25 protein-coding genes and 2 pseudogenes are annotated in these 26,964 nt (G+C 72.2%); 4 read left to right on the top strand and 23 right to left on the bottom strand.

Annotated elements, in window-relative coordinates; translation table 11 throughout:
• Position 1: 1 nt before the first annotated feature.
• From ACN268_RS26880 to ACN268_RS26830, 11 genes are all read right to left on the bottom strand, one after another.
• Positions 2-1,006, bottom strand: a complete 1,005-nt coding sequence (locus ACN268_RS26880; RefSeq protein ID WP_421485686.1) for a cation diffusion facilitator family transporter — start codon at positions 1,004-1,006, stop codon at positions 2-4.
• Complete coding sequence (locus ACN268_RS26875) at positions 1,003-2,199, bottom strand: SIS domain-containing protein (protein WP_421485684.1); 1,197 nt, start codon at positions 2,197-2,199, stop codon at positions 1,003-1,005. Before ACN268_RS26875 ends, ACN268_RS26880 begins: the two co-directional genes overlap by 4 nt.
• The gene (locus ACN268_RS26870) at positions 2,196-2,381 is read right to left on the bottom strand and encodes a Trm112 family protein (protein ID WP_088642951.1); all 186 of its coding nucleotides are present in this window, start codon (positions 2,379-2,381) and stop codon (positions 2,196-2,198) included. Before ACN268_RS26870 ends, ACN268_RS26875 begins: the two co-directional genes overlap by 4 nt.
• A gap of 63 nt (positions 2,382-2,444) precedes the next feature.
• Positions 2,445-3,827: a phosphomannomutase/phosphoglucomutase gene (locus ACN268_RS26865; protein ID WP_421485682.1), complete on the bottom strand. Its 1,383-nt coding sequence runs from the start codon at positions 3,825-3,827 to the stop codon at positions 2,445-2,447.
• A 69-nt stretch (positions 3,828-3,896) separates the two neighbouring features.
• Positions 3,897-5,162 carry a hypothetical protein gene (locus ACN268_RS26860; protein ID WP_421485680.1) on the bottom strand — a complete coding sequence of 422 codons (1,266 nt, stop codon included), beginning with the start codon at positions 5,160-5,162 and terminating at the stop codon, positions 3,897-3,899.
• Positions 5,163-5,303: 141 nt separating this feature from the next.
• Positions 5,304-6,032 (bottom strand): endonuclease V, encoded by a 729-nt coding sequence (locus ACN268_RS26855; RefSeq protein WP_421485679.1) that lies wholly within the window; start codon positions 6,030-6,032, stop codon positions 5,304-5,306.
• Positions 6,019-6,216 (bottom strand): hypothetical protein, encoded by a 198-nt coding sequence (locus ACN268_RS26850; RefSeq protein ID WP_421485677.1) that lies wholly within the window; start codon positions 6,214-6,216, stop codon positions 6,019-6,021. The genes ACN268_RS26855 and ACN268_RS26850 overlap by 14 nt, the downstream gene beginning before the upstream one ends.
• 9 nt (positions 6,217-6,225) lie before the next feature.
• The gene (locus tag ACN268_RS26845) at positions 6,226-6,525 is read right to left on the bottom strand and encodes a hypothetical protein (RefSeq protein ID WP_421485675.1); all 300 of its coding nucleotides are present in this window, start codon (positions 6,523-6,525) and stop codon (positions 6,226-6,228) included.
• Positions 6,497-10,528, bottom strand: a complete 4,032-nt coding sequence (locus tag ACN268_RS26840) for a toxin glutamine deamidase domain-containing protein (RefSeq protein ID WP_421485673.1) — start codon at positions 10,526-10,528, stop codon at positions 6,497-6,499. Before ACN268_RS26840 ends, ACN268_RS26845 begins: the two co-directional genes overlap by 29 nt.
• A gap of 15 nt (positions 10,529-10,543) precedes the next feature.
• Positions 10,544-10,888 carry a hypothetical protein gene (locus tag ACN268_RS26835; protein WP_421485671.1) on the bottom strand — a complete coding sequence of 115 codons (345 nt, stop codon included), beginning with the start codon at positions 10,886-10,888 and terminating at the stop codon, positions 10,544-10,546.
• Positions 10,881-11,312, bottom strand: coding sequence for a YbaB/EbfC family nucleoid-associated protein (locus ACN268_RS26830; protein ID WP_421485669.1), 432 nt, complete (start codon positions 11,310-11,312; stop codon positions 10,881-10,883). The genes ACN268_RS26835 and ACN268_RS26830 overlap by 8 nt, the downstream gene beginning before the upstream one ends.
• A gap of 73 nt (positions 11,313-11,385) precedes the next feature.
• Between ACN268_RS26830 and ACN268_RS26825 the strand changes: the two genes are divergently transcribed.
• Positions 11,386-12,609 (top strand): SUKH-3 domain-containing protein, encoded by a 1,224-nt coding sequence (locus ACN268_RS26825; protein WP_421485667.1) that lies wholly within the window; start codon positions 11,386-11,388, stop codon positions 12,607-12,609.
• A 17-nt stretch (positions 12,610-12,626) separates the two neighbouring features.
• Here ACN268_RS26825 and ACN268_RS26820 read toward each other — a convergent pair.
• Positions 12,627-14,066, bottom strand: a pseudogene (locus tag ACN268_RS26820) (aldehyde dehydrogenase family protein).
• 142 nt (positions 14,067-14,208) lie between these two features.
• Here ACN268_RS26820 and ACN268_RS26815 point away from each other — a divergent pair.
• On the top strand, positions 14,209-15,645 hold the full coding sequence (locus ACN268_RS26815; RefSeq protein WP_421485665.1) for a gamma-aminobutyraldehyde dehydrogenase: 1,437 nt from the start codon (positions 14,209-14,211) through the stop codon (positions 15,643-15,645).
• Positions 15,646-15,841: 196 nt separating this feature from the next.
• The gene (gabT, locus tag ACN268_RS26810; protein ID WP_421485664.1) at positions 15,842-17,101 is read left to right on the top strand and encodes a 4-aminobutyrate--2-oxoglutarate transaminase; all 1,260 of its coding nucleotides are present in this window, start codon (positions 15,842-15,844) and stop codon (positions 17,099-17,101) included.
• Positions 17,102-17,172: 71 nt separating this feature from the next.
• Here gabT and ACN268_RS26805 read toward each other — a convergent pair whose 3' ends face one another.
• The 9 genes and pseudogenes from ACN268_RS26805 to ACN268_RS26765 form a co-directional block, all read right to left on the bottom strand.
• Complete coding sequence (locus tag ACN268_RS26805) at positions 17,173-17,886, bottom strand: hypothetical protein (protein WP_421485663.1); 714 nt, start codon at positions 17,884-17,886, stop codon at positions 17,173-17,175.
• A 163-nt stretch (positions 17,887-18,049) separates the two neighbouring features.
• On the bottom strand, positions 18,050-18,658 hold the full coding sequence (locus ACN268_RS26800; RefSeq protein WP_421487007.1) for an endonuclease domain-containing protein: 609 nt from the start codon (positions 18,656-18,658) through the stop codon (positions 18,050-18,052).
• Between the two features lie 318 nt (positions 18,659-18,976).
• Positions 18,977-19,231, bottom strand: a pseudogene (locus ACN268_RS26795) (hypothetical protein); the annotation flags it as partial.
• A gap of 129 nt (positions 19,232-19,360) precedes the next feature.
• Positions 19,361-20,563: a saccharopine dehydrogenase family protein gene (locus ACN268_RS26790; RefSeq protein WP_421485661.1), complete on the bottom strand. Its 1,203-nt coding sequence runs from the start codon at positions 20,561-20,563 to the stop codon at positions 19,361-19,363.
• Entirely contained in the window at positions 20,563-20,766 is a 204-nt protein-coding gene (locus tag ACN268_RS26785) for a hypothetical protein (protein ID WP_421485659.1), read from the bottom strand. Before ACN268_RS26785 ends, ACN268_RS26790 begins: the two co-directional genes overlap by 1 nt.
• Complete coding sequence (locus tag ACN268_RS26780) at positions 20,763-21,605, bottom strand: ABC transporter permease (protein ID WP_421485658.1); 843 nt, start codon at positions 21,603-21,605, stop codon at positions 20,763-20,765. The genes ACN268_RS26785 and ACN268_RS26780 overlap by 4 nt, the downstream gene beginning before the upstream one ends.
• On the bottom strand, positions 21,602-22,504 hold the full coding sequence (locus ACN268_RS26775; protein ID WP_421487006.1) for an ABC transporter permease: 903 nt from the start codon (positions 22,502-22,504) through the stop codon (positions 21,602-21,604). The genes ACN268_RS26780 and ACN268_RS26775 overlap by 4 nt, the downstream gene beginning before the upstream one ends.
• 5 nt (positions 22,505-22,509) lie before the next feature.
• Complete coding sequence (locus ACN268_RS26770; RefSeq protein ID WP_421485656.1) at positions 22,510-23,661, bottom strand: ABC transporter ATP-binding protein; 1,152 nt, start codon at positions 23,659-23,661, stop codon at positions 22,510-22,512.
• A 5-nt stretch (positions 23,662-23,666) separates the two neighbouring features.
• Positions 23,667-24,851, bottom strand: coding sequence for a polyamine ABC transporter substrate-binding protein (locus ACN268_RS26765; RefSeq protein WP_421485654.1), 1,185 nt, complete (start codon positions 24,849-24,851; stop codon positions 23,667-23,669).
• A 210-nt stretch (positions 24,852-25,061) separates the two neighbouring features.
• Here ACN268_RS26765 and ACN268_RS26760 point away from each other — a divergent pair, with 210 nt between their 5' ends.
• Entirely contained in the window at positions 25,062-25,574 is a 513-nt protein-coding gene (locus ACN268_RS26760) for an Lrp/AsnC family transcriptional regulator (RefSeq protein ID WP_421485653.1), read from the top strand.
• Between the two features lie 140 nt (positions 25,575-25,714).
• On the opposite strand, the gene ACN268_RS26755 is transcribed toward ACN268_RS26760, so the two are convergent.
• Positions 25,715-25,900, bottom strand: a complete 186-nt coding sequence (locus ACN268_RS26755) for a DUF397 domain-containing protein (protein WP_421485652.1) — start codon at positions 25,898-25,900, stop codon at positions 25,715-25,717.
• The gene (locus tag ACN268_RS26750; RefSeq protein ID WP_421485651.1) at positions 25,891-26,658 is read right to left on the bottom strand and encodes a Scr1 family TA system antitoxin-like transcriptional regulator; all 768 of its coding nucleotides are present in this window, start codon (positions 26,656-26,658) and stop codon (positions 25,891-25,893) included. Before ACN268_RS26750 ends, ACN268_RS26755 begins: the two co-directional genes overlap by 10 nt.
• Positions 26,659-26,964: the final 306 nt, after the last annotated feature.

Raw genomic sequence — 26,964 nt, 5'->3', positions numbered from 1 at the left:
GTCAGCCTCCGGCCCGCCCGGCCACCTCACTCGCCCCACCCGCCGGTGCCGCGGCGGTCGGCGCGGCCTTGCCGGTGCCCGCCCGCTCGGCGGCGACGCTGTAGATGTCCGGCTCCAGATAGATCACCCGGGCGATCGGCACGGCCGCGCGGATGCGCGCCTCGACCGCGTTGATGCCCCGGGCGAGTTCCTCGGCACTCTCCCAGGCCGGCACGCCGATCTTCGCGGCCACCATCAGCTCCTCCGGGCCGAGGTAGAGCGTCTTCATGTGGATGATCCGCTCGACCTCGGGGCCGTCGGTGACGGCCCGCTCGATCGTCGCCAGGTCAGCCGGGTCGGCACCCTCGCCGAGCAGCAGGCTCTTCGTCTCGATCGCCAGCACGATCGCGATGATCACCAGCAGCACACCGATCATCGCGGTGCCCGCGGCGTCCCACATGCCGTTGCCGGTGATCAGCGTCAGCCCCACGCCGAACAGCGCGAGCACCAGACCGACCAGCGCGCCGAAGTCCTCCAGCAGCACCACCGGAAGCTCCGGCGCCTTGGCCCGACGGATGAAGTTCACCCAGGACTGGCTGCCCCGGGTGTGGTTCGACTCCTTGATCGCCGTACGGAAGGAGAAGCCCTCCATCACGATCGCGGCCAGCAGCACCGTCACCGGCACCCACTGCCACGCGGTGATCGGGTGCGGGTCGGCCGCCTTGTGCCACGCCTCGTAGAGCGCGAACAGGCCACCGAGGCTGAACAGCACGATCGACACGATGAACGCGTAGATGTAACGCTCCCGGCCGTACCCGAAGGGGTGCTCCGGGGTGGCCGCCCGCTTGGCCCGCTTGCCACCGAGCAGCAGCAGCGCCTGGTTGCCCGAGTCGGCCACCGAGTGGATCGACTCCGCCAGCATCGACGACGAACTGGTCAGCAGGAACGCGATGAACTTGGTGATGGCGATACCGATGTTCGCCAGCAGGGCGGCGATGATCGCCTTGGTACCGCCGTTCGCGCTCACTGGTTCGACAGCTCCTTCATCTCGGTGACGGCCGGAACGGCCATCGGGTCCAGCCCGTGGGCCAGGGCAAGATAGACCGACGCGAAGTCGGGCACCGCGACGAGGGAGGCGAGCCGTTCCAGCGCGGAGCCGCCCTCGGCGGTGACCACGTCGCAACGCACCCCGCGCCGCTCGGCGAGGGTCTGCACCGCGTCGGCACGACGCTCCTCGACGGCCAGCGGCTCGTCGGTGTCGTCGTCGGCGTTGAGGCCACCGTCACGCAGCAGCACCAGCCGCAGCCGGGTCGGGTCGGGCTCGACCTCGTCGGGGTCGGCGAAGATGTCCCGCGTCGACTCCACCAGACCGCCGAAGACGCCGTCGAGCAGGCCGACCCGGCCCCGACCGGCCTCACCCAGCGCCCCGGCGACCACCGGGTAGCGGGCGTTGGCCGACAGCGTGTCACCGAAACGGCGGGCCGCCACGGTGGCCAGCGGGGACGAACCCCAGACAATCGGGATCGACCCGGCCAGCCCGAGGGCCAGTGACTTCGCCGGATTGACGAAGGACTCGGCGGTCGACCGGCACCGGTCGGCGTCGGCGTCCAGCCGGGCCGCCGTCTCGGCCAGATCCGCCTCGTTGACCTTCACCAGGCCGAGCGTACGGGCGGCGAGCAGAACCGGCACGGTGAGCGCCCAGAGGCTGGCCCGGGCCGGGGCACGACGGGGCACCGGGATGAACGGCGCCCGGGCCCGTTCGGCCACCGACTGCAACTGCGAGTCGGGCGCGCCCACCGCGACCAGCCGGGCACCCCGGCGGTGCGCGGCCTCGGCGGCGCCCAACGCCTCCGGGCTTCGGCCGGACGCGCTGACCGCGATCACCACGTCGGCCGCGCCGACCCAGCCGGGCACCCCGGCGCTGCGGTGCGGGATCACCGGCACCGGGCAGCGCGGCCCGGCGACCGTGGCCAGCACGTCCCCGGTACGCCCGGCGGTGCCGATGCCGGCGATGACGACCGCACGCGGGCGGCCCTCGTCCTCCAGCAGCGCCAGGTTGGCCTCGGCGGCCAGCGCGGCGGACTCCCGTACCTGTGCCCCTGCCGAGGCGGTGAAGCGCAGCATGCCACCCGGGTCGTGGGCGGCGACCGCCTCCGGGTCGTCCAGGATCGACTCGTCGGCCACCCGCCGGCCGCTGACGCCGGCCGTTCCGTCCATCACCGCTGCGCCTCCGGCCCGCCACGAGCCTCGTCCAGCAGCAGCACCGGCACGTCGTCGCGCACCTCGAAGATGCGGCCGCACTGCGTGCAGGTGAGGGTCTGGGCCTGAGCGTCGTAGTCCAGCGGTGCGTGGTGTGTGTCCGGGCAGGCGAGGATTTCGAGCAACTGCGGGTCCAGGGCCACGGCGCGGCTCCTTCCACGTGTGTGGTCTGTGCCGGTCGGCGGTGCCGACCGGCGGAGGGGATCTTATCGGCGAACCCGCTCCAGCACCTCGTCGCGCAGCGAGGTCATCCGCTCCGCGGTCGGGCCCTCGACGTTGAGCCGCAGCAGCGGTTCGGTGTTGGACGCGCGCAGGTTGAACCACGCGCCGTCGGGGAACCGCAGGGTAAGCCCGTCCAACTCGTCGACCTCCGCCTGCGGGTACGCCGCCCGCACCGCCGCGACCCGGGCGGCCTGGTCGGTGACCGTGGAGTTGATCTCGCCGGAGGCGACGTACCGCTCGTACCCACTGGCCAGCAGGGACAGCGGCTGGGACTGCTCACCGAGGGCGGCCAGGGTGTGCATGGCGGCGAGCATGCCGGTGTCGGCGAACCAGAAGTCCCGGAAGTAGTAGTGCGCCGAGTGCTCCCCGCCGAAGATCGCGTTGGTCCGGGCCATCTCGGCCTTGATGAAGGAGTGCCCCACCCGGGCCACCACCGGCACGCCCCCGTGCTCGCGGATGATCTCCGGTACGGCCCGGGAGGTGATCGGGTTGTGGATCACCGTGGACCCCGGGTGCTTGGCCAGCTCGCGGGCGGCGACCAGGGCGGTGATCGCCGACGGGGAGACCGGCTCGCCCCGCTCGTCGATCACGAAGCACCGGTCGGCGTCGCCGTCGAAGGCCAGGCCGAGGTCGGCGGAGTGGGTCACCACGGCCCGCTGGAGGTCGACCAGGTTCCTCGGGTCGAGCGGGTTGGCCTCGTGGTTGGGGAAGGTGCCGTCCAGCTCGAAGTAGAGCGGCACGATCTCCAACGGCAGGGCCGGCAACGCCGCGTCGCCGAGCACGCTCGGCACCGTGTAGCCGCCCATCCCGTTGCCGGCGTCCACCACCACCTTGAGCGGACGGATGGCCGACAGGTCGACCAGTTTGCGCAGGTGGGCCGCGTAGTCGGGGAGCAGGTCACGCCGGTCGGCGGGGGCCGGCGACGCGGCGGCCGGCCGGGTGCCGGCGTCCAGCAGCGCCTGGGCGCGGGCCCGGATGTCGGCCAGGCCGCTGTCCTGACCGATCGGGCGGGCCCCGGAGCGGCACATCTTGATGCCGTTGTACTGCGCCGGGTTGTGACTGGCGGTGAACATCGCCCCGGGCAGGCCGAGCGCGCCGGAGGCGTAGTAGAGCATGTCGGTGGAGGCGAGCCCCAACTCGATCACGGCCCGCCCCTCGGCCCGCACGCCGTCGGCGAAGGCGGCGGCCAGCCCCGGGCCGGTGGCCCGCATGTCGTGCGCGATCAGCACGGCCCCGTCCGGCTCGCCGGCCTCGTCGAGCACCCGGGTGAGGGCGGCACCGAGGGCTTCGGCCACCCGCTCGTCCCACTGGTCGGGCACCGTCCCACGGACGTCGTACGCCTTCACGATCTGGGACAGGTCAGACACCGGTTTCAGCTCCTCGACAGGGGTCGTCAACGACCCTGAGCGTATCGGAGCGGTGGCGTCCGTCCCCTCCTAGCCGGGGAGCTCGGGCATGATCGTCGTCGCTTCGCCCCCGGTGGGGGCCGGTGACGCCGGCCGGCCCGGCACGGGCGGGCCGGCGGACGGACCGGACGGGACGACGGCCGGCGGGGGCGGCACCGCGGGTGACGGGGCCAGCGCGGCGGACGGCGGGGTCGGCGCGGCGGGTGGCGGGGTCGGGGCGGCGGACGGCGGGGTCGGCGCGGCGGGTGGCGCGGAGACCGGGCCGCCCTGGGCGGGTGGGACTGACGCCGGGCGGCTGCCGTACACCCCACCGGCCGGGCGCGGGGTGGGCGTCACCGTCGGATAGGCGGCCGGTGCCCCGTACAGGCCACCCGGGCGGGCGGGCACGGACGGCTGCGGCTGCGGCTGCCCGTACACCTGGCCGGAGGGGGCCGGGGCCGGAGCCGCCACCGCGCCGCCGGAGCGGTAGGTGGTCGGGCCGGGGTTGCGGGGTTGCGGCAGGACCGGAAGGTCGACCGGGTCGGCGGTCCGGCCCGGGTCGACCGCGGCCCGGTCGGCGCGGGACCGGAAGATCAGCAGGGCGATGAGCCCGGCACCCAGGATCACCAGGGCGATGCCGGCAAACATGGTCATGGATCCTCCGGAGGTCTCTGCGGCGGCGGTACCGGCCGGGCCGGCCGCCGGGGCGGCCAGCGCGGCCCCGGTGGTCGCCGCCGTCGGGGCGGGCGCGGACGTGGTCGCGTCGGGAGTGGGAGTGGGCTTCCTGGTCGGGGTGGGGCTCGGCGTCGGGGAGCCGGCGGCCCGTCCGCCGACCCGGGACGTGTCGGCGCCCCGGCCGATCAGCCGGCCGACCGCGGTCGTCGCCTCACCGACCACGTCCAGCCGGCCCGCCGGCGCCCCGGCGAGGAACGCCACCCGGTAGCGGACGGTGCTGCTCTTTCCCTTGCACAACGGTGGACCCGCCGACGAGGTACGGGAGACCTGGAGCACGCCGCCGCCACCGGTGACGGGCACAGTGGACCATCGCCCCCCGACACTCACCTCTACCCGAACCTGGTCCGCGCCAACCCCGGTCAGGCTCAGCCCCAACGCGGTCCGCAGCAGCACACACCCGTCGGTGCGTTTGCGCACCTCGATCACGATCCCGCCCGGGGAACCACCGGCGGAGAAGCCGCCCGAGGCCCGCACCCGTACCCGGTCCTCGTCCGCGTGGGCGGGGGGCGCACCGAGGGTCACCAGCCCGGCGAGCAGCGCACCGACGGTCACCACCCGCGCCGCCTGCCGACGCACGGACATCTCCCACCTCACCCTCCGCCCCGGCGGGGGCCGCCGGCCAGGTTACTACCAGCGCGACAGGGCACCCGGTGACAGAGCGTCCCGCCTGTGGGCCGCGTTACCCTCGACCCGGCCGCCCGGGTCGGCCGCCCCGCGCACCCCTCAGCCGGCGACGCGGGCCGGGCCGGTGGCGGCGGCGAGGGTCTCGCGGCAGAGCCGGTCGGCGGTACGGGTGGTCTCCGGCAGCCGGAACCGCGGGGTCAACGCGAGCACCTGCGCGACGGCGTTGTCCAGTCCCATCCGGTGCCCGACGCTGACGAACACCGGCTTCACCCCGTCCCGGGTACGCAGCACCCGGCCGACCACCTCACCGGCGTCGACCAGCTCGGCGGCGTCCCCCCGGCGCGGACCCGGCCCGGTCCACCCGCCGACCAGCGGGGTCTTGCCCACCCCGATCGCGGGGAGCCCGGTCACCACGCCCAGGTGGCAGGCCAACCCGAAACGGCGTGGATGGGCCAACCCGTGCCCGTCGCAGACCAGCAGCTCGGGACGGGTGGTCAGCCGGTCCAGGGCGGCCAGCAGGGCGGGCAGCTCACGGAAGGCGAACAGCCCCGGCACGTACCCGAACGCGGGCCGACCGACGCTGACCGCATGGTCCACCACCGTCAGGGTCGCGGTGTCGAGCACGGTCACCGCCGCGGCGAGCAGGTCGCCGTCCGGCGCGTACGCCACGTCGAGGCCGGCCACCGTCGCGGGCCGGCGCGGACCCGGCCCGACCAGGTCCACCCGGGGTCGCAACCGGTCCTGTACGGCCACCGCCTCGGCGACCGTCAACCCGGGCGACCCGGCGTCCCCGTGCTCCGGCCGTCCCTCCGTCTCAGCCGGGCTCACCGTCGCGTCCACCCTCCTTCTTCTTGTCGAAGGCACCGAAGGCGATGGCGAAGGCGATACCGATGGAGATCCCGAACGCCACGCCGACGGCGTCCCGGAACATGATCAGCCCGATGACGATGCCGATGGCCATGCCCGACACCCAGGCGGTCGTCTGACGCTTCTTGGCAGCAGGGTCCGTCATCGCCCCACCCTAATCGGCGTCCCCCACAGCCGCCTGAGCGAAGATCCGTTCGATGGCGTCGACGTCCGGGAGCGTCTGCCCGCCCGAGACGTCCACCGCAGCACGATCAGCAACCGACCGGTCGACTTCGCGGTACCGCCCGAAGTTCCGATGATCATCGAGAAAGCGCGCGACAAGGTCCGGGTTGTACGTCCACGAACGGCGTCGGTGATCCCACAACAGGGCGTGCCCCGTGACCGCGTCGACCACGAAGATACCGACCGGATCAGCCGTTTCGGCGCTACGGAACAGAACGTAGTAGGTCAGCAATCGGAGGCTCCAATTGAGGTTCCAACTCGGGCGAAACGGGGAAGTCCTGCGCGGTCAGGCCGAACCGTGCCGTGACGTCGGTGAAGCCCGAGCCCTCCACCCGGAGCGCGTCAAGATACGACCGCCAGACGCTGCGGTTGAGGTGTAGCCACTTGGCGAAGCTGGCATCCTTCGCCGGGAAGGACTCGGCGAGCCGAGTGGGGACCTCGGCCGGCATCCCGTGCCGACGGTTTATCGACAACATGTCGAGGAACGCCTCGACACGTCGCACCGGCGACTGGGTCGTACGACGCAGCACCTCGTACGCGTGATGGGTTTCCAACCATGCGGCCCGGGATGAACGGCTGTGCACCTGCAACTCGAAGAGCTGCCCCTCCGGAGAACGGACGGTGCAGTTGAAACCGTAGAACCGGTTGCCGGCACGCCAGAAATTCTTGCAGGAACTCCCGTCGACGGCGAATCCGGCACCGTTCAACTCCGCAAGGGTCCTGCGCACCGCCGGCTCGTAACACTCCGCCTGTGACACGACGAGACAGAACCGGAGGACGTCGTTGACCTCCGTGCTGAAATCCTCCGCCGAGATGCCGACCGCACTTGCCTCGTCGAGGAACTTACGCGCGAGCGACACCTCACTCTTCACCCGGAACTCCCGGTCGGACAGCGCGACGGCATCATCGGCCCCCAACGCCCCGGCCACCCGGGCGGCGAGTCGATCGAGGGCACTCTCCACCGCGTCGGCCACCACCGTCGCCTGCTCATGAATGCTGTGCAGCACGTTGCGCTCGTGGGCGGACAGTTGGGCCATCACCCCGGCAGGGTCCGCATCCCGACCACTCGGCACCGGCGTCCCGATCCCAATGTCCGGCGCACCACCAGGCCCGTCGAGGAGGTGGACGCGGTTGAGATAGGGGTCGCCGTAGCCCTGCTCGTCGTCCGGCACCGCAGGGTGGTCGGGCAGGTCGGGACGGACGCTGAACCGTCCCCGCGCCAGCCCGCCCAACGGCATCGGTCGGCCGTCCCCGCCGAGGATCAGCGCGTCGATGCCGACGACGTTGTCAGGTCGCCGCCGGCCCGTGTGTCCGTAGAGCGGACGGTCGTGCACCGTGCCCGCCTGGGGGTCGAGATAGAGCACCGTGCCGTTCTGGTTGAGCGCCACCCAGGCGTGCGAACCGCCGTTCTCCCACTCGGTGATCAGGAAGGCGTAGCTGCCGTGGCCGCCGAGGACGAGTTGGTCACGCAGGTTGCGGTAGCCGCGCTCGACCGACGTACGCAGGGCTGCCGGGCCCGGCCGGACACCCTCGTCGACAGCGAACAGCTTCTGGAACCGCCCGCCGGTGACCTCCTCCACCCGGCCGGGTCCGCCGGTCTCACCGTTGACCGGACGCCGGACGTCGCCCTGCAGGTAGCCGTCGAACGTGCGGGGTGCGGCCACCCTGGGCCGGCCGTGCAACCACGTCTCGTAGAGGGACAGGGTGCAGTCCAGGCAGTTGATGCCCCGGGTCGGATCGGCCTGCGGCCCTCCGTCGTTGGTCAGCGCGAACCAGCCGCCCTGCCGGGGATCGGCGGTACGCACGACGCCGCCGTCCGCAGTGCGGGGCATCTGCCGTTCGAGGTCGGTCTGGTGCAGCGCGAGGGGAGGGCGCAGCCCGCCGAACTCCCCGTACCGGCGGGAACGGTCGATGGGCGGTGGATCGTCGTCGCCGGTCAGCGCCGACCTGTCCCCCGTCTCGACCGCACCACCGGCCAACTCGGCCACATCGTCGTTGATGCGGGAGAAGTCGGCAGAGTCAGCTACGAACACCACATCCGGGACCACCCGACCTGAGCGGATCTCTTCCGCTAGGTCACGGTGGCGGTTGGCGTCATGCTCTGCCTGACGGGCAGTTCCCCGGAGCCAGTTGGCCAGGGCCGACCGGCCCTCACGGTGGAGTTCGAACGCCTGGCGGGCAGCACGTCTGGCCACCGTCTCGCGCCTACGGGCTGCCTCTTCCTGGCGGGACGAAGCGTCGGTGCGTCGCCGATCCTCGAACCAGTGTCGCTGGGCCTCGAAGTAGCCCTGATAGCGGCGACGGTCGAGCGCCTCCCGTTCGGCTGCCCATTTCGCGGCGTACCACCGGGGAGTTCTCGGGCGGGGTGGCTCGTCGTCCGGATCTGGTGCCAGAGGAGTCGGCTCGGTGGGCGGCGGGACCACGGGCCGAGGGGCCAGCGCCTCCAGGAGCGGGAACCGCCTGTCGCCCTGCCGCCCGTCATCGCGGTCGGCTACGCCGGGCGACCTCTCCCGGGCGGCCTGCGGGGTGTCCGGTGTGCCGCCGTGGGTCGGGAGCCCTGTCGTCGGTGCCGGCCTCACCGACCCACCGGGTGCCTGCCCCAGCGGAGCGCCGGCCGTCAAAGCGGCCGACGAGGTGCGTCCAGGAGAGGGGTATGCAGTAGGTGACACCGCAGCGGTTGCCGTCGGTGCTCCGCCCGCTGTCGTCACGCTTCCGGGCGGGTTGCCCTGCCCGGAGTCGGGCCCGGGCGGTGCGGTGACCGCCGCGTTCGTCGACACCACCTCAGCGACTCGACCTGCCGTCAGCGGGGAGGTCACCTGATCGGCGGCGACCGAGGACAGGGTGGGGCTGGACGGCGTCGACTCGGCCACGATCGACGCCGGAGCCGCGCCCATGACGTGGTCGACCCCGGGTGCCGGTGGGGCCGGGGGCGTCACCGTGCCCGCTCCCGCCTGCCCGTCCACCATCCCGACGGCAGCAGCGGCCCGGCCGGGATCGGGCGGCACCTGCGGATCGCGGGGCGACGGCGTCTCGACGGCAGTGCCTGGGTCGGCACCGGCCAGGACGGTGGGGCCGGACGATGTCGCCGGTCCCGGCGCGGAAGCGTCAGCGGCCGGCCGGGCCGGAGCATCGCCGGCCGGGGCCGCCTGCTCAACGCCGGCCGCCACCGGCGACGGTGGGACGGGGAAGGCCGCCGACACCTGCGTGGCGTCGGCCAACGAGTGCAGCCGGCCGTCGAGGCGGGCGTGCAGCGCGGCGTCCGCCTGCGCGGTCGCCAAACCGCTGACCCCGGAGACGGCCGCCCGGGCCGCGTCCTCCGGCGACAACGCTCCCTGGCCGGTGGCCAGCCCTGCCGCGCCCTCCGCGAGCACCTCACCGGTCATTTCCCGGCCCAGGTGCTCACCGACCCGGGCACCCCGCCCGGTGGCGTGCCGCCCCAGCCCGGCCAGTGGTGCGACCGCACCACCGGCCAGCCCACCGAGCGTCGACGCACCGAGATCGGCGAGGTCGAGGCCGTGCCGGCGACCGGTGGAGTTCTGGTACGCCTGCGTCGCGAGGTTGACGCCGCCCTCCTGTCCCGCCTCGAACAGGCCCCCTTTGACCGCCCGCTTGCCGAGCCCACGCATCCCGTCCCGGGCCACCTCTTTGGCGGCCCGCTCGCCCGCCTCCTTGAGGCCCTCTCGGAGCGCCTTCTTGGCCAGTTGCGCCATCAGCCGGCGGAAGATCTGCTGGATGACCAGCCGACTGGCGGTGACCGCCGCACCAGCCGCCGGTGAGGCGGCCCCGGCGGTGAGTGCGGCGGCGACGGCGAGCGCGAGCAGCTCCACGACCAGGATGCCGAGTTCGATCCACACCTCGAGCTTGGCGGCCTCAATGTCGCAGCCGCACTCCTCGACCAGGCGGCCCAGGTCGGTACTGACTGCGAGCAGCACCGTCAACGGGGCATCGTCGCCGTCGGCGAGCCGTCGCCAGGCCACCTCGAACGCCTCCGGGACCGCGCCGGCTGCGCCGTATCCGCCGCGCACCTCGGTGGCGGCGGCGATCGCGTCGGCACGGGGGCCGGCCAGCGCGCCCGCCACGGCGTACCACCGGTCGGCGAGGTCCCAGACGGCGCGTTCGTTTCCCTCCGGCCACTCCACGCCGACCACCCAGTCGAGCGCCTCGTAGGCCCAGCCCGGCAGGTCCCAGGGGCTGTAGTCGAGGGGGTGCGGGATCGGGCTCGGCAGCACGGTCACGGCTTACCCCGCAGGTCAGTGCCGACGGTCACGAGGGTCGGCCACCCGGTCGAAGCGCCGGCCGCTGGCCGCGTCGGTCCGTAGGTTGGCGTCGACCGAGGTGACCACGCCGGTGCCGAGCCCCTCCAAAGATCGGCCGAGCCCGGCCCAGGCACGCAGCAGGGTCTCCTCGTGGGACCGGTAGCTTTTCTCGAAGGCCGCGCCTATGTCGTCCCGACCCCATGGGCGGGGTGCGCTGGCCGCCGTGATCTCCGCACCGAGGGTGACGCGGCGGGCCGACACCGACTCACCGGCCAGGTGCAGGTCGGCGCCACCACGCCGGGCCCGGGCCGGGTCGAGCCAGAGTTGCCCCTCACCCATGCCGTTCGTCCTCCCGCCGGAGCACCGCGTCGGCCCGCCCGAACAGTGCGCCGAAGTCGCCCGTACGCAGGAACTCCACCGACCCCGAGCCGGCCGGCAGATGGGCGACGACCAACTCCTGGGTGGCCGTGGCCGCCCGGGCGCAGGCCCGGTGCACCGTCATGGTGATCTTGCGGCTGAGCGCATGGTGATCGCGGTCGTGGTAGACCTCGCCGGCGAGCTCCACCGAGATCAGCTCGCCACGGGCACCCACCGTGGCGGTGACCTGGCCGTCGTCCGAGCGCTCCGTCACCCGCAACTCCGCCAGTTCGGCACGCAGGTCGTCCACACCGGACCGCATCCGCTGGTACTGGCCGTACACCTCGTCGAACCGCGCCCGGAGCGCCTGGTTCGCGTCCCGGTCCACCCTTTCGGCCAACGCCATCCTCCCCCGTCACCGTCAGTCAGGCGAACCATACCGGGCGCCACGATCCCGTGGTGTCCGGTAGTTTCGGGCCGTGATCGATCGACGACAGGCCGAGCAGCTCGCCGACGTGTGGGCCCGCCGGGACTCGCAGCGCCTCGGCTACGAGTGCCGGCCCACGCTCGACGAGTTCGACCTGGGCTACGTGATCCGGTCGACCGTCGACCGCGCCGTCGACACGAACCCCGGCGACCTACCGACCACCGTCGTCGACAAGCAGACCGGCGAGGTCACGACCTGGCCCCGGGTGCCGGCGGCGGTGGTGCAGCAGATGTACCGGCGCAGCCGCCCCACCGGCACCCCGGCACCCCGCACCGTCGACCCGGCCAGCCTGCTGCTGCGCGAGATCCGACGGCTGCCGACGCCCGCCGCCGTGGCCCATTTGACCGTCGAGGGTCGCACCTACGTCGGGCACGGCGTCAAGGGGGACGTGGCGGTGCGGCACCACCCACTGGTCCTGGCCTACCTGGACGAACTGCCCCCGGGGCACCTGGTGCGCGGCGGCGACCGGCACGCCGAGATGGTCGTCGTGTCGGACGTCCTGCACGAGTACGACCACCGCCGCGCCGCCGCCGGCCAGCCCCCGCTGACCATGCGCGAGGCGGAGTCGCTGCTGCTGGCGACCGGGATGGACGTGTTCCTGGCCCGCGAGCCGGGTGATCCGCAGGCCGGCCCGGCGGAACGCCCGTGCGACTCCTGCCTCAATTTCCTGGTGCACTTCGCGGTCCTCGGCTGGTCTGAACTCGCGTTCACCCAGCAGTGGCAGCCGGAGCCCGCGACAGCCCCTGAAGCTGACCGATTCGCCGCAGAGGTTGCTCACGCTCTGGTCGAAGGGGGCTGGGAACCAACCCCTGGCGACGAGGCGCTGGCGCGAATGGCAATTCTCGAAGCCCGCGAGTTGTGCCCCGGGCATCCCGAGCTTCCTGCCGCGCTGGACGCCTTGAGCCGCTTTCCGTCGTTGGGGAGCAGTCGGCGAGGTCCCGGGCAGCAGGTGTGGATCTCCCGGTTCTCCGTCGACCCGGTGCACGCTGCGTACACCGCCGACACCCTGGCGGACTTCGGTGCCGTGCTCGGCGTGCGGCTCTTCCCGATCGGCGCGGGGCATCCGGACGCGATCCTGGCCGTGGACGACCACGGCCGGGTCTTCGCACTGGACCAGGCGGGCGAGTGGTTCCTCGGCGACGACATCGACGCCGCGCTGACCACCCTGCTGCTCGGCCTCGCCCCGCCCCGGGTCCGGGACGACGGCACCTGGTGACGAGGGAGGCGGCGGGGCTACAGCGGCATCCCGGTCAGCACCAGCACCCTCGGCTCGGTGTAGTCGTCCATCGCTGCGCGTACCCCCTCCCGGCCGACGCCGCTGCCCTTGACGCCCCCGTACGGCATCTGGTCGGCCCGGTACGACGGCACGTCGCCGACGATCACCCCGCCCACCTCCAGCACCCGCGCGGCGGCGAACGCCACGTCGAGCCGGTGGGTGAACACGCCGGCCTGCAACCCGTACGCCGAGTCGTTGACGGCGGCGAACGCGGCGTCGTCGGTCGCCACCGGGGCCACCACCAGCACCGGCCCGAAGACCTCCTCCGCGCAGACCTTCGCCGACGACGGCACCCCGGTCAGCACGGTGGGTGGATAGCTGGCGCCGTCGCGGCGGCCCCCGACCTAGACGGTGGCCCCGGCGGCGACGGCCTCGTCGACCCATGCCTCGACCCGGCGGGCGGCGTCGACGGAGACCAGCGGCCCGACGTCGGTCGACCCGGCGGTCGGGTCGCCGGTACGCAGTGCCCGCACGGCGGCGACCAGCCGGGGCAGGAAGGCGGCGTAGCGTCGCTCGTGCACGAGGACCCGTTGCACCGCGATGCAGGACTGCCCGGCCTGGTAGTTGCCGAAGGTGGCGATCCGTCGGGCGGCGAAATCCAGGTCCTCGTCGGACGCCCAGTCGGCGCAGATCACCGCCGCCGCGTTGCCGCCGAGTTCCAGGGTGACGTGCTTGTCCGGCACCTGACGGCGGAGCTGCGCCCCGACCGGCCCGGAGCCGGTGAACGACACCACCGGCAGCCGGGGGTCGTCGACCAGGGCGGCGGTGCGGTCGTTGGGCAGCGGCAGTACCGACACCATGCCGGCCGGCAGGTCCGTGCCGGCGAGGATCCCGCCGAGCAGCAGCGCGGACAGCGGTGTCGCCGGGGCCGGCTTCACGATGATCGGCGCACCGACCGCGAGGGCCGGGGCGACCTTGTGGGCCACCAGGTTGAGCGGGAAGTTGAACGGGGTGATGCCGAGCACCGGCCCCCGGGGTGCCCGCCGGACCAGGGCGATCCGACCGGTCGCGGCGGGGTCGGTGTCGAGCCGCTGCAACTCGCCGGAGAACCGTCGGGCCTCCTCGGCCGCCCAGCGGAACGTGGACACCGCCCGGCCCACCTCGGCCCGCGCCCAGGTGATCGGCTTGCCGTTCTCGGCGGTGATCAGGTCGGCCACCTCGGCCGCCCGTGCGGCGAGTTCCCGGGACACGTGGTCCAGGGCCGCCGCCCGCGCGTGCGCGGGCAGCGCCGCGGCCTGCGCCGCCACCCGGGCCGCGGCGGCGACGGCGGCTTCGACCTGGTCGGGCGTGGCCCAACTGGTACGCCCCACCGCCCGACCGTCGTACGGGTGGGTGACGGTCACCTCGTCGTCGCCGTGCACGGCCCGACCGGCGACCCAGAACGCTATCGGCTCCACGTCGGCAGCGTAGACGACACGCAGTCGCACGGAAACAGTCGCCCAAGCCCTTGTCTGCCGCGAATTCAGTGGCCAAGATGGCAGTCAGACTGCGATTACGTCCGCTGATTCCACTCCCAGCCACCCCTGGAGAGACCTCACCATGAGCGACCAGCAGCAGCTACGCAACTTCGTCGACGGCGCGTACGTCGACCCGGTGGACGGCGGCCACGCCGACCTGATCGACCCCTGCACCGGTGACGTCTTCGCCCGGGCGCCCGTCTCCGGCGCCGCCGACGTGGACGCGGCGATGCGGGCCGCCGCGACCGCCTTCGAGACCTGGCGGGACACCACCCCGGCCGAGCGGCAGCGGGCGCTGTTGAAACTCGCCGACGCGGTGGAGTCCCGGGCGGCCGAACTGGTCGACGCGGAGGTGCGCAACACCGGCAAGCCGCGTCAGCTCACCGCCGAGGAGGAGCTGCCACCGGCGGTGGACCAGTTCCGGTTCTTCGCCGGGGCGGCCCGGCTGCTGGAGGGCCGCTCGGCCGGGGAGTACCTGGCGGGGCACACCTCGTACGTGCGGCGGGAGCCGATCGGCGTCTGCGCTCAGGTCACCCCGTGGAACTACCCGCTGATGATGGCGGTGTGGAAGATCGCCCCGGCGTTGGCGGCCGGCAACACGGTGGTGTTGAAGCCGTCGGACACCACGCCGGTGTCGACGTTGCTGCTGGCCGAGATCGCCGCCGAGTTCTTCCCGCCGGGGGTGTTCAACGTGGTCTGCGGCGACCGGGACACCGGCCGTACCCTGGTGGCGCACCCGACCCCGCAGCTCGTGTCGATCACCGGCTCGACCCGGGCGGGCATGGAGGTCGCGTCCGCTGCCGCGCCGGACCTCAAGCGGACCCACCTGGAGCTGGGCGGCAAGGCCCCGGTGGTGGTCTTCGACGATGCGGACGTGGCGGCGGCGGCCGAGGCGATCGCGACGGGCGGCTACTTCAACGCCGGCCAGGACTGCACCGCCGCGACCCGGGTGCTGGCCGGGCCCGGTGTGCACGACGACTTCGTGGCGGCCCTCACCGAGCAGGCCCGCAACACGCGAACCGGGGCCCCGGACGACGCCGACGTGCTCTACGGCCCGCTGAACAACGCCAACCAGCTCGCCCGGGTCAGCGGCTTCGTCGACCGGCTCCCCGATCATGCCGACCTGCACACCGGTGGCACGCGGGTGGGTGGGCGCGGCTACTTCTACTCCCCCACCGTGGTCTCCGGGGTACGCCAGGCAGACGAGATCATCCAGCAGGAGGTGTTCGGTCCGGTCATCACCGTGCAGCGGTTCACCGACGAGGACGAGGCGGTGCGCTGGGCCAACGGCGTCGACTACGGCCTGTCCGCCTCGGTCTGGACCCGCGACCACGGCCGGGCGATGCGGATGACCCGCCGGCTCGACTTCGGCTGCGTCTGGGTGAACACCCACATCCCGTTCGTCTCGGAGATGCCGCACGGCGGCTTCAAGCACTCCGGGCACGGCAAGGACCTGTCGGTCTACAGCCTGGATGACTACACCCGGATCAAGCACGTCATGCACCACATCGAGGGCTGATCCCGTGAGCGCGAGGAGTGAGCCGGGTCTGCGAGCCCCGCAGTCGCGAACAGAAGACAGCCCCGTGAGCGCGAGGAGTGAGCCGGGTCTGCGAGCCCCGCAGTCGCGAACAGAAGACAGCCCCGTGAGCGCGAGGAGTGAGCCGGGTTTACGAGCCCCGCAGTCGCGAACAGAAGACAGCCGAGCGGTTTCCAGTGTGGAGCTGCACCGGCGGCGGGGTGCCGCCGTGGCCCGGGGCGTCGGCAGCGTGATCGACTCGTACGTGGACACCGCCAGCGGCGGCACGATCGTCGACGTCGAGGGGCGGGAGTGGATCGACTTCGCCGCCGGCATCGCGGTCACCAGCGTCGGCAATGCCGCCCCGCGCGTGGTGGAGGCGGTACGGGCCCAGGTCGAACGGTTCACCCACACCTGCTTCATGGTCGCGCCGTACGAGTCGTACGTGGCGGTCTGCGAGCAGCTCAACGCGCTGACCCCGGGTACCTTCGCGAAGCGCTCGGCGCTGTTCAACTCGGGTGCCGAGGCGGTGGAGAACGCCGTGAAGATCGCCCGGCACGCCACCGGACGGCAGGCGGTGGTGGTCTTCGAGCACGCCTACCACGGCCGGACCAACCTGACCATGGCGTTGACCGCGAAGAACATGCCGTACAAGCACCGGTTCGGGCCGTTCGCCGGGGAGATCCACCGGGTGCCGATGTCGTACCCGTTGCGCGACGGCGGGCTCTCCGGGGCGCAGGCGGCGGCGCGGGCGCTGGATCTGGTGGACAAGCAGGTCGGGGCGGAGAACGTGGCCGCGCTGCTGATCGAGCCGATCCAGGGCGAGGGCGGTTTCGTCGTACCGGCGACGGGTTTCCTGCCGGCGTTGCGGGAGTGGGCGACGGCGGCCGGGGCGGTCCTCGTCGCCGACGAGATCCAGACCGGCTTCTGCCGCACCGGCGACTGGTTCGCCTGCGACCACGAGGGCGTGGTGCCGGATCTGGTCACCCTGGCCAAGGGCATCGCCGGTGGGTTGCCGCTGGCGGCGGTGACCGGCCGGGCGGAGCTGATGGACGCGGTGCACGTCGGCGGCCTCGGCGGCACGTACGGTGGCAACCCGATCGCCTGCGCGGCGGCCCTGGCCAGCATCGCCACGATGCGGGAGCTGGACCTGGCCGCCGCCGCACGGCGGATCGGGTCGGTGCTGGCCGACCGGCTGCGGGCCGTCGCCGCCCGTGACCCCCGGATAGCCGAGGTACGCGGCCGGGGCGGGATGCTGGCCGTGGAGCTGGTCCGGCCGGGTGGCCTGGTTCCCGACCCGGCCGCCGCCAGCGCCGTCTCGGCGGCCTGCCACGCCGCCGGCCTGCTCACCCTCACCTGCGGCACCTACGGCAACGTGCTGCGGTTCCTGCCGCCGCTGGTGATCTCCGACGACGAGCTGGCCCGTGGGCTGGACATCCTGGACGCCGCCTTCGGCTGACGTCAATGCCTCTGACGTGCGGGCCGCTGACGTCCAGGCTTCCGGCCGCCGCCGGGTGACAGGTGGCGCGCTCAGCGCACCAGCTCGACGAAGTTGCGGCGGATCACGTTCTTGCCCGGCTCCCGCAGCAACTCCATCGCGGCGGCGTTGAGCAGCACGCAACTACCCGACGGCCCACTCACCGACACCGTCGCCACCTTCCCGTTGTCCAGGTTCGTCACCCGCAACCGTGTCCCCACCGGAAACCTGTCACTCGTCGCGGCAGGCGCACCGGCCTCGGCGGAGAAGGTGACCGGGCCGGAGCAGATGCTCGGCCGGGCCGCCACGCCGGTCGCCGGTGGCGTCGGGCGCTGGGTCACCGGAGGCTGGGCGGCGCCGGGCCGGGTCTCACCGGGAGCCGGGGCGGCCGGCACGTCGGCACCGACCCGCTCGACCACGTTGCGCCGGATCACGTTCTTGCCCGGCTCCCGCAGCAGCTCCATCGCGGCGGCGTTGAGCAGCACGCAACTACCCGACGGCCCACTCACCGACACCGTCGCCACCTTCCCGTTGTCCAGGTTCGTCACCCGCAACCGTGTCCCCACCGGAAACCTGTCACTCGTCGCGGCAGGCGCACCGGCCTCGGCGGAGAAGGTGACCGGGCCGGAGCAGATGCTCGGCCGGGCGGACGTGGTGTCGGCGAACCCGAATCCGGTCCCCACCGCGACCACCGCCGTGGCGACCACCGCCACCCCCGCCGCCAGTACGTGCTTGCGCTGCACCTTCACCACGCCTCCCGTCGTCACCGTTGCCTGCACCGCCTGGTACGTCCCGAACCCGCCCCCCGTTCAACCCAACCCGCCGCCATCCCGCACTTCCGCTGTCGATCAAGGAGTTGTGGTGGCCTTTCCCACCCTTTGATACCGATTTCCGCCCGCCACAACTCCATGATCGGCTGGGCGGTGCGGGTCAGGGGTGGAGGAGGTGGGCTATCTGGGTGGTGATCAGGGAGGGGCGGCGGTAGAGGTCCCGGGCGGTGAAGTGGCGCATGCGCCAGCCGTGGGCCGCCAGCCAGTTCATCCGGGCGCGGTCGTGGTGGAGACGGTCGCGGTCGAGATGGGACAGGCCGTCGTACTCGATGCCGACCCGGGACCGTCGGTAGCCGAGGTCCAGTCGGTAGCGCCGGAAGCCCTCGTCATCCGACACCCAGATCTGCGGCTCCGGTGCCGGCAGCCCACCGTCGATCAGGACGAGCCGGAGCTGGCTCTCCTGCCGGCACTCCGACCGGGGGTCGGCGAGCCGCACCAGTTGCCGCGCCTGGTCGACGCCCCGCAACCGCGCGTGTCGGGCAAGCTCGGCAGTCAACCCCGCGGGGCGGCAGGCTCCCACCCGCAGGCACAGGTCGAGAAGGGGCAGCGCGTCCAACCGGGCGACCGTCCGGGCCAGGTCCACCGCGCACCGGTCCGCAGGCGCGCACGGCAGGCCGGCCACCAGGACCGGCTCGGGTACGGCAAGCACCGCCTGATGCACCACGACGCCCCGGATCCGCGGCACCCGCCCACCGGCGGGCACGATCACATGGAGATCGTCGCTGGGTACGGTCCCGAACCCGTGCAGGTGAGCAGCCGAATGGAAGCCGACGACCGCCCCCTCCGGAAGTCGACTCAGGAGCGCCTGCCACCGCACGCCCCGCTCACCCACCACCCCACCCACACCCCTCGGAGGCCACCCCCGCCCTGTCTCCCGACCCCTCCCCCACCCACCGCCCTCTCCCACCCCACCGACCTGGCCTGGCCCGCCGATCTCCCCCACCCCACCGACCCGGCTCGGCCAACCCACCCCCACCCCGCCGACCTGGCTCGGCCCACCGGTCTCCCCCGGCCCGTAGACACCCCGCGACCATCGGCGCAACTCCCCCGCCCCGACCGCCCGCCGAACCCCCTCCCGACTCCATCCAGCCGACAACAACTCCGAGTACCGAATCAGCCGCCCCGCCACACCCACCAACCCTGCCCACCACCCCACCTCCCCACCACCCCCTGTGGACAACCCCCACCCCACCCACACCCCCACCACCCCCCTTATCCACAACCCCCCACCCACCCACTCGCCCGACCCATCCCGCACCCCCAACCCCGCCCGGTCGATCATGGAGTTGTGGTGCCCCACAAAAGTCATCTAAGCCCACTAATCGCCCACCACAACTCCATGATCGATGGGCAGGGCGAGGGGCGCGAAGCCCGGGTGGGGTAGGGGCGCGAAGCCCGGGTGGGACGGGGGTCAGCGTTCTTCTATTGCCCACGGGGAGCCGTAGGCGGTGAGCAGGTCGAGGAAGGGGCGGGGTGGCAGCGCCTCCGGGCCGAGCACCCCGACCCCGGACCAGCCGCCGGTGGCGAGCAGTTCCAGTGCCACCACCGGGTTGACCGCGGTCTGCCAGACCACCGCCTGGTGGCCGTACTCCCGCATGGACCACTCGTTGTCGACCACGTGGTAGAGGTAGACCTTCCGGGGTCGGCCGTCGACGCCGGTGCCGGTGACGTACGTGCCGGCGCAGGTCTTGCCGCGCATCCGGTCACCGAGGGTGGCCGGGTCGGGCAGGCTGGCGGCGACCACGTCGCGGGGCGAGACCTGCACACCGCGCACCGACACCGGGGTGGTCGAGTCGAGGCCGACCTTGTGCAGGGCCCGGAGCACCTCGATGAACTCGTTGCCGAGGCCGTACTTGAAGGTGACCCGCCGCGCCCTGACCCAGCGCGGGATCAGCAGCACCTCCTCGTGTTCGACGTTGACGCACTCGACGGGACCGATGCCGGCCGGGAAGTCGAAGACCTCCGGTTCGCTGAACGGTTCGGTGGTGAACCAGCCCCGGTCCCGTTCCCAGATCACCGGCGGGTTGAGGCATTCCTCGATGGTGGTCCAGATGGAGAACGACGGGGCGAAGTCGTAGCCGTCGACGGTGAGGTTCGCGCCGTCCCGGATGCCGATCTCGTCGATGTCGGTGAACAGTTCGTCGGCGGCGTACCTGGCGAACACGTCGGACAGGCCCGGTTCGATGCCGATCCCGCACAGCGCCAGCCGACCGGCGTCCGCCCAGGTCGCGGCGGCGGCGAACTGCGCGTCACCGAGCTTCACCCCGGTCTCGGCGTACGGTCGGGCCGGGTGCGGGTGGGACAGCGACATCGCCATGTCCAGGTAGTCCGCCCCGGCGGCGAACGCCCCGTCGAAGATCGGCATGACGAAACGCGGGTCGACGGCGTTGAGCACGTGGGTGATCCGGTGTTCCCGGCAGAGCGCGGCGACCGCGTCCGCCGAGGCGGCGTCGACCCGGGCGGCGACGAACCGGTCGCCGTGCCCGGCGACGGCCCGCTCGGCCCGGATCGCGTCGTAGTCGGCGACGACGACGGTGTCGAAGAAGGAACGGCGGGCGGCGATGGCGACGGCGGCGGAGCCGACCCCGCCGGCGCCGACGAGCAGGATACGCATCAGGAATCGAACCCCAAACCAAGACGATCGAGCGTACGGAGCCAGTGCTGATGCCGGTCGTCGTGCGCGTACGCGTCGGCGCGGGCCGGCGACCAGCGGGTGAGGTGGATGTCGGCGGCCGGACGGGGAGGATCGGGGCGGTGGTGCGCATACCGGCCGGGCGTCGCCTCGACGAGCGCCCGGCCGGTATGCGGGAGGATCATGACGGTCCTGTCGCCCGTCGGCTGGTCACGTCGGCGACCGGTAGCGCGGCCCGTCGGGCCCGTCGACCGCGCAGCATGCTCAGCCCGACGAGCAGCAGCGCGATGCCGAACATCGCCGTGCCGATCACGTTGACCTGTGGGGGGATGCCCCGCTGGGCGGCACCCCAGACGTACATCGGGAAGGTGACGGTGGTGCCGGCGTTGAAGTTCGTCACGATGAAGTCGTCGAAGCTGAGCGAGAAGGCGAGCAGGGCGGCGGCGACGATGCCGGGCAGCACCAACGGCAGGGTGATCCGCCGGAACGTCTGCCACTCGCTGGCGTAGAGGTCCATCGCGGCCTCCTCCAGCCGCCGGTCCATCCCGGCGAGCCGGGCCTTGACCGTCACCACCACGAACGACACGCAGAACATCACGTGCGCGATGACGACGGTCCAGAAGCCCTGCGGCACCCCGGCGGAGACGAACAGGGCGAGCAGCGAGGTGCCGAGCACCAGCTCCGGCGTCGCCATCGGCAGGAAGATCAGCAGGTTGATCCCGCCGCGCCCCCGGAACCGGTGCCGGACGAGGGCGAACGCCATCAGCGTGCCGATCACCGTGGACCCGACGGTGGCGAGGAAACCGATCTGCACGCTGCGGACCACCGCGTCGCACATCTCCGGGGTGGCGCAGGGCTGCCGCCAGTTGTCCAGGGTGAACTCGTTGAAGTCGTACGACAGCCGGCTGGACGGCCGGTTGAGGGAGAGGCCGGCGACCACGGCGATCGGCAGGAACAGGTAACCGAGCACCAGCAGCGCGACGATCATCACCCACCGGTCGGCCAACCACCGCGACACCCTCATAGAACATCCTCCGTGCCGGCCCTGCGCAAGTAGACGAAGACCACCGCGAGGATCGCGGCCATCAGCAGGAACGACAGGGCGGCGCCCTGCGGATAGTCCAGCCGGACCAGGAACGCCGAGTCGATGACGTTGCCGATCATGTACTCGTTGGGGGTGCCGAGGAGTTCGGCGTTGATGTAGTCACCGGTGGCCGGGATGAAGAACAGCAGCGTGCCGGCGATCAGGCCGGGCATCGACAGCGGCAGGGTGACCGTGCGGAAGGCGTGCAGTGGGCCCGCGTACAGGTCGCCGGCCGCCTCCAGCAGCCGGCGGTCGAGCCGCTCCAGGCTCGCGTACAACGGCAGCACCAGGAACGGCAGGAAGTTGTACGTCAACCCGAGCACCACCGCGACGGGGGTGGCGAGCAGCCGCCCGTCCGGGCCGAGCAGGTGGACGTCGCGCAGCAGCCCGACCAGCGCGCCGTTGTCCGACAGGATGGTCTTCCAGGCCAGGGTGCGCACCAGGAAGCTGGTGAACATCGGGGCGACCACGCAGACCAGCAGCAGGTTCTTCCACCGGCCGGCCTTCTGCGCGATCGCGTAGGCCAGCGGGTAGCCCAGCAGCAGGGCCAGCGCCAGTGCCGCCCCGGCGTAGCCGAACGACCTGGCGAACTGCGGCGCGTACGCCTGCAACGCCGCCGGATAGTTGCCGAACGCCCAGGTCAGCACGTACCCGGTGGACAGCGAACCGGTCGGGTCGTAGAGGCTGGCGGCGGCGAGCTGCACCAGCGGGACGACGAAGAACAGCACCAGCCAGGCCGCCCCCGGCAACAGCAGCAGGTACGGCAGCAACCGGTGCCGGCCCGGCCGGGCCGGTGGGGCCGCCCCCGACGCGGGCACCCCGCCGCCGAGCTGCGCCAGGGCGGTCACGACGGGACCTTGACCGGCTCGTCGAGCAGCGGCGTGGTGCGGTCGTCCTGGCCCGGCTCGCGGGGCAGCAGGAAGGCGTGCCGGGGGTCCCAGTGCGCCACCACTGACGCGCCGACCGGGTGTTGCCGGCCGACGCCGCTGTTCGCCGCGAACGCGGACAGTTCACTGCCCCACCCGGTGCGCACCAGGTACTGCGTGCTCACCCCCACGTACGACGCGTCGGTGATCACCCCCGGCACGTGCTGGTGGCCGGCGGGCACCTCGTCGGCGGCCCCGGCCAGGTGCAGCTTCTCGGGACGTACCCCCAGGTAGACCGGGCCCCGGTCGGTGCGGGCGCGGTCGACGGGCACCGAGAAGCGCGTGCCGTGCGCGGTGACCGGCACCTCGGGCCCGGCCGGGCCGGCGGCCTCGGCGGCGAGCAGGTTGGACTGGCCGAGGAAGTTCGCCACGAACGCGGTCGCCGGATACTCGTAGAGTTCGGCCGGGGCGCCGAGCTGCTCGATCCGCCCGGCGTTCATCACCGCGACCGTGTCGGCCATCGTCATGGCCTCCTCCTGGTCGTGGGTGACGTGCACGAAGGTGATGCCGACCTCGGTCTGGATGCGTTTCAGCTCGATCTGCATCTGCCGGCGCAGCTTCAGGTCGAGCGCGCCGAGCGGCTCGTCGAGCAGCAGCACCTGCGGGTGGTTGATCAGGGCTCGGGCCAGCGCGACCCGCTGCTGCTGGCCGCCGGAGAGCTGCGCGGGGCGACGCCTGCCGAACCCGTCGAGCTGGACCAGCGACAGCATCCGCCGGACCTGGTCGTCGACCTTGCGGATGCCCCGCCGCCGCAGCCCGAAGGCCACGTTCTCGGCGATGTCCAGGTGCGGGAAGAGCGCGTAGCTCTGGAAGACCGTGTTGACCGGCCGCTTGTACGGCCGCAACCGGCTGATGTCCCGGTCGCCGAGGAGCACCTGCCCGCTGGTCGGCTCCTCCAGCCCGGCGATCATCCGCAGGGTGGTCGTCTTGCCGCAGCCGGACGCCCCGAGCAGGGCGAAGAAGGACCCCTGCGGGACGGTCAGGGTGAGCTCGTCGACGGCGGTGAAGATGCCGAACCGTTTGGTCAGGTCGATCAGCCGCAGGTCACCGGCGGGTGCTTCGTTCGCCATCCCGCTCACGCCCCGATGACCTGCTGGAACTTGGACTCGTACTCCTTTTCCTGTTTCTCGTCCAGGGCCATGAAGACCTTGGACTTCGCCAGCAGGGCGTCGTCCGGGAAGATCAGCGGGTTGGCGGCCAGCTCCGGGTCGATCTTCTCCATCTCGGCCTGGGCACCCTTGACCGGGCAGATGTAGTTGACGTACGCGGCGAGCTTGGCGGCCACCGCCGGCTGGTAGTAGTAGTTGATCAGCGCTTCGGCGTTGCCCTTGTGGGTGGCCTTGTTGGGCACCAGCATGTTGTCGCTGAACAGCATCACCCCCGAGTCCGGCGCGACGAACTTGATCTTCGGATCGTCGCCCGCCAGCTGGATCACGTCGCCGGACCAGCCGATACACGCGGCGATGTCGCCCTTGGCCAGGTCGGGGGCGTAGTCGTTGCCGGTGAACCGGCGGATGTGCTTCGACTCGACGGCCTTACGCAGCTTGGCGAGGGCGTCGTCGAACTGGGCGGCGGTGAAGTTCGACGGGTCGTGCCCGTTGGAGGAGAGCAGCAGGCCCATGGTGTCCCGCATCTCCGACAGGGCGGTCACCTTGCCCTTGAGGTCGGCGCGGGTGAGCAGCTCGTCGACGGTGCGGATCTCCCCGGTGACGCTGCCGTTGTAGGCCAGCCCGGCGAGGCCGGACTGCCACGGGATGGCGACCCGGTTCTCCTGGTCGAAGGAGCGCCCGCGCAACGACGGCAGCAGGTTGGCCGTCACGTTCGGCAGCTTGGCCGGGTCGAGTTTCTGGATCCAGCCGAGCCGGATCATCCGGGCGGCCATCCAGTCGGTCAGGACGATGATGTCCCGCCCGGTGCTCTGACAGCCGGCCAGCTGGTTCTGCACCTTGCCGAAGAACTCGTTGTTGTCGTTGATGTCCTCGGTGTAGGTCACCGTGATGCCGCTGGCGGCGGTGAACGCGTCGAGGCTGGGGCGTTTGGCGGCGTCCTTGTCGTCCACGTCCATGTACTGCGGCCAGTTGGAGAAGGCGAGGGTCTTCTCCGTGGCGGACAGGTCGTCGCTCGTGCAGCCTGCTTCGGTCTGGGTCGCCGCCTTGGTGCCGCAGCCGGTGAGGCTGCCGCCCGTGGCGAGCAGGGCGGCCGATCCGAGGGTGCCGGTGAGCAGTCCACGCCGGGTGAGGGGCCGGAGGGGAGTACGCATGTGACGACTCCTAGGGGTCGTCCGACGGCGGCGGGGACGGGGGTGCGGCGCCGGCGGGAGGGTCGGGTGCCTGAGACGACTGATCCTGGCATGAGGTCACCGGCCCCACAAGGGATTCCGTTGCTGGAATAGGCTGTGACGACGAATTACGCCAGCATGCGCGGGTGGCACTAAGCTCGACCCGGGGGAAACGGACATGGGGAGCGAACGATGACGATCCGGCAGCAGGAGCACAGCCCCGGCGGGCGACGCGTCGCGGTGCGTGAGGGCGCCAGCCACGCGCTGTTGGACGACGTGGCGAAGCAGATCATCGAACAGTTGCAGGAGGACGGCCGCCGACCGTACGCGACGATCGGCAAGGCGGTCGGGCTCTCCGAGGCGGCGGTCCGCCAACGGGTGCAGCGGCTGCTCGACGCCGGGGTGATGCAGATCGTCGCGGTGACCGACCCGCTCCAGCTCGGCTTCCCCCGCCAGGCCATGATCGGCCTGCGTACCGACGGCGACCTGGAGGCCGTCGCCGACCGGCTGGCCGGGTTCGACGAGATCGACTACGTGGTGATCACCGCCGGCTCGTTCGACCTGCTCGCCGAGGTGGTCTGCCGCAACGACGCCCACCTGCTGGAGATCCTGCAACGGCTGCGGTCGGTGCCCGGGGTGCTCGCCACCGAGGCGTTCGTCTATCTCAAGCTCCGCAAGCAGACCTACAGCTGGGGTACGGCCTGAGCCCGGTTGATCCACTCCCGTGGGCCCAGGTAGCGGCATCCGCGCGCCCGGACACCGCTATCTGGCCGACATCGAGCCGATCATGCGGCCCGCTCACCGGACGGAGGGCGGCGTACGGAGCCGGCCGGGGTGACGGGCGTTCAGCGGGAGGTGGCGGCGACGAAGGCGCGCCAGGCGTCAGGGGCGAAGCTCAGCGTGCCGCCGGCCCGGTCCTTGCTGTCCCGCACCAGCACCCGCCCCGGCAGATTGTCCGCCACCTCGACACAGTCACCGCCGTTGTTACTGCTGCGGCTGGCGGTCCGCCAGCGGGGCCCGATCACGTCCACCTCTGCACCGCTTCCCGGATCAGCTCGATCGATCGGCGAGCGGGCAGCGCCTCGCCGGCCACGCTCTCCCACCTCCTGCCCAGGCTAGCAATGTCGGCGCTCTCGGTCACCATCTCGCCACGGAGCTGATTGTCCAGATAGGCCACCTCGCTGCCGCCGGGCAGACGGGCCAGCATGAACGGCCCGGCCAGACCGGTGTGCCAGGGTCCACCGAGCGGAATCACCCGTAGCTGCACGTGCTCCCGCCCGGCGACGGCCACCAGGTGGGCCACCTGTCCGGCCATGGTCACGCGATCGCCGACCAGTCGGTGGAGCACCGCCTCGTCGATCACGAAAACCAACTGGGCCGGCGGGTCACGATCGAGCAGAACCTGTCGTTCCAACCGTCCGCTCACCAGTTGCGCAACCTCGTCGGGCGGGAGCAGGCCGCCGGTCCCCAGCACCGCTCGGGCGTACTCCTCGGTCTGGAGCAGGCCCGGCACGAGCAGTGACTGATACGAACGGATCGAGGTGGCGTCCTGTTCCAGTTCCGCCCACGGACGGAACCAGGGCAGGTCGCGGCGACGGTAGGGCTCGGGCCAGAGTTCGGCCGGCTCCCGGCCGAGGACCCCGGCCACCGCCACCCGGGTACGCGGATGGGGCACCCGCCCCGAGCTGAGCCACCGCCCGGCCGTCTTCGGATCCACCCCGACCTGATGCGCCAGTGACTCGACCGTCTCCCCACGCTCTGCCATCGCCACCCGAAGCACCTCGTTCACCGGCAGCCCCTTCCGCCCGACCGATACGCTCCGGCGCACCATAACGACAGTGCGTGTCGATGTCCGCCGGTCAACGGCGTGTCGGCGAGAGACCTCTCCAAGGGTCCGCAAGATGCCCCGGAAGGTCCGCGAAGTGCCCCGGAGGTGCACCTGGAAACACCCGGCCCCGGGCCACTCCGGTCGATTCCCCCAGGGATCCCCACCCCCGGGCCGAAACAGGGGTGTCCCGCCTCCCGGAGGCCCGGCGCGCTGCCCGTCGACATCCTTGATCCACTCTCGGGAGCCGATATAGCGGCCTCCCCGTGC

Source organism: Micromonospora sp. WMMD735 (assembly GCF_049178995.1).
GTDB classification, from domain to species: domain Bacteria; phylum Actinomycetota; class Actinomycetes; order Mycobacteriales; family Micromonosporaceae; genus Micromonospora; species Micromonospora wenchangensis.
The sequence above is the reverse complement of the archived record's forward strand: the minus strand, read 5'-3'. Positions and strand labels throughout refer to the sequence as shown.

What these genes read in the sequence shown, in the direction of transcription:
- ACN268_RS26860 (WP_421485680.1), bottom strand. Translation starts at nt 5,162, where the DNA reads ATGTCCGTGCGTCGGCAGGCGGCGCGGGTGGTGACCGTCGGTGCGCTG.
- ACN268_RS26850 (WP_421485677.1), bottom strand. Translation starts at nt 6,216, where the DNA reads ATGACGGACCCTGCTGCCAAGAAGCGTCAGACGACCGCCTGGGTGTCG.
- ACN268_RS26835 (WP_421485671.1), bottom strand. Translation starts at nt 10,888, where the DNA reads ATGGGTGAGGGGCAACTCTGGCTCGACCCGGCCCGGGCCCGGCGTGGT.
- ACN268_RS26830 (WP_421485669.1), bottom strand. Translation starts at nt 11,312, where the DNA reads ATGGCGTTGGCCGAAAGGGTGGACCGGGACGCGAACCAGGCGCTCCGG.
- ACN268_RS26815 (WP_421485665.1), top strand. Translation starts at nt 14,209, where the DNA reads ATGAGCGACCAGCAGCAGCTACGCAACTTCGTCGACGGCGCGTACGTC.
- ACN268_RS26790 (WP_421485661.1), bottom strand. Translation starts at nt 20,563, where the DNA reads ATGCGTATCCTGCTCGTCGGCGCCGGCGGGGTCGGCTCCGCCGCCGTC.
- ACN268_RS26785 (WP_421485659.1), bottom strand. Translation starts at nt 20,766, where the DNA reads ATGATCCTCCCGCATACCGGCCGGGCGCTCGTCGAGGCGACGCCCGGC.
- ACN268_RS26780 (WP_421485658.1), bottom strand. Translation starts at nt 21,605, where the DNA reads ATGAGGGTGTCGCGGTGGTTGGCCGACCGGTGGGTGATGATCGTCGCG.
- ACN268_RS26770 (WP_421485656.1), bottom strand. Translation starts at nt 23,661, where the DNA reads ATGGCGAACGAAGCACCCGCCGGTGACCTGCGGCTGATCGACCTGACC.
- ACN268_RS26765 (WP_421485654.1), bottom strand. Translation starts at nt 24,851, where the DNA reads ATGCGTACTCCCCTCCGGCCCCTCACCCGGCGTGGACTGCTCACCGGC.
- ACN268_RS26760 (WP_421485653.1), top strand. Translation starts at nt 25,062, where the DNA reads ATGACGATCCGGCAGCAGGAGCACAGCCCCGGCGGGCGACGCGTCGCG.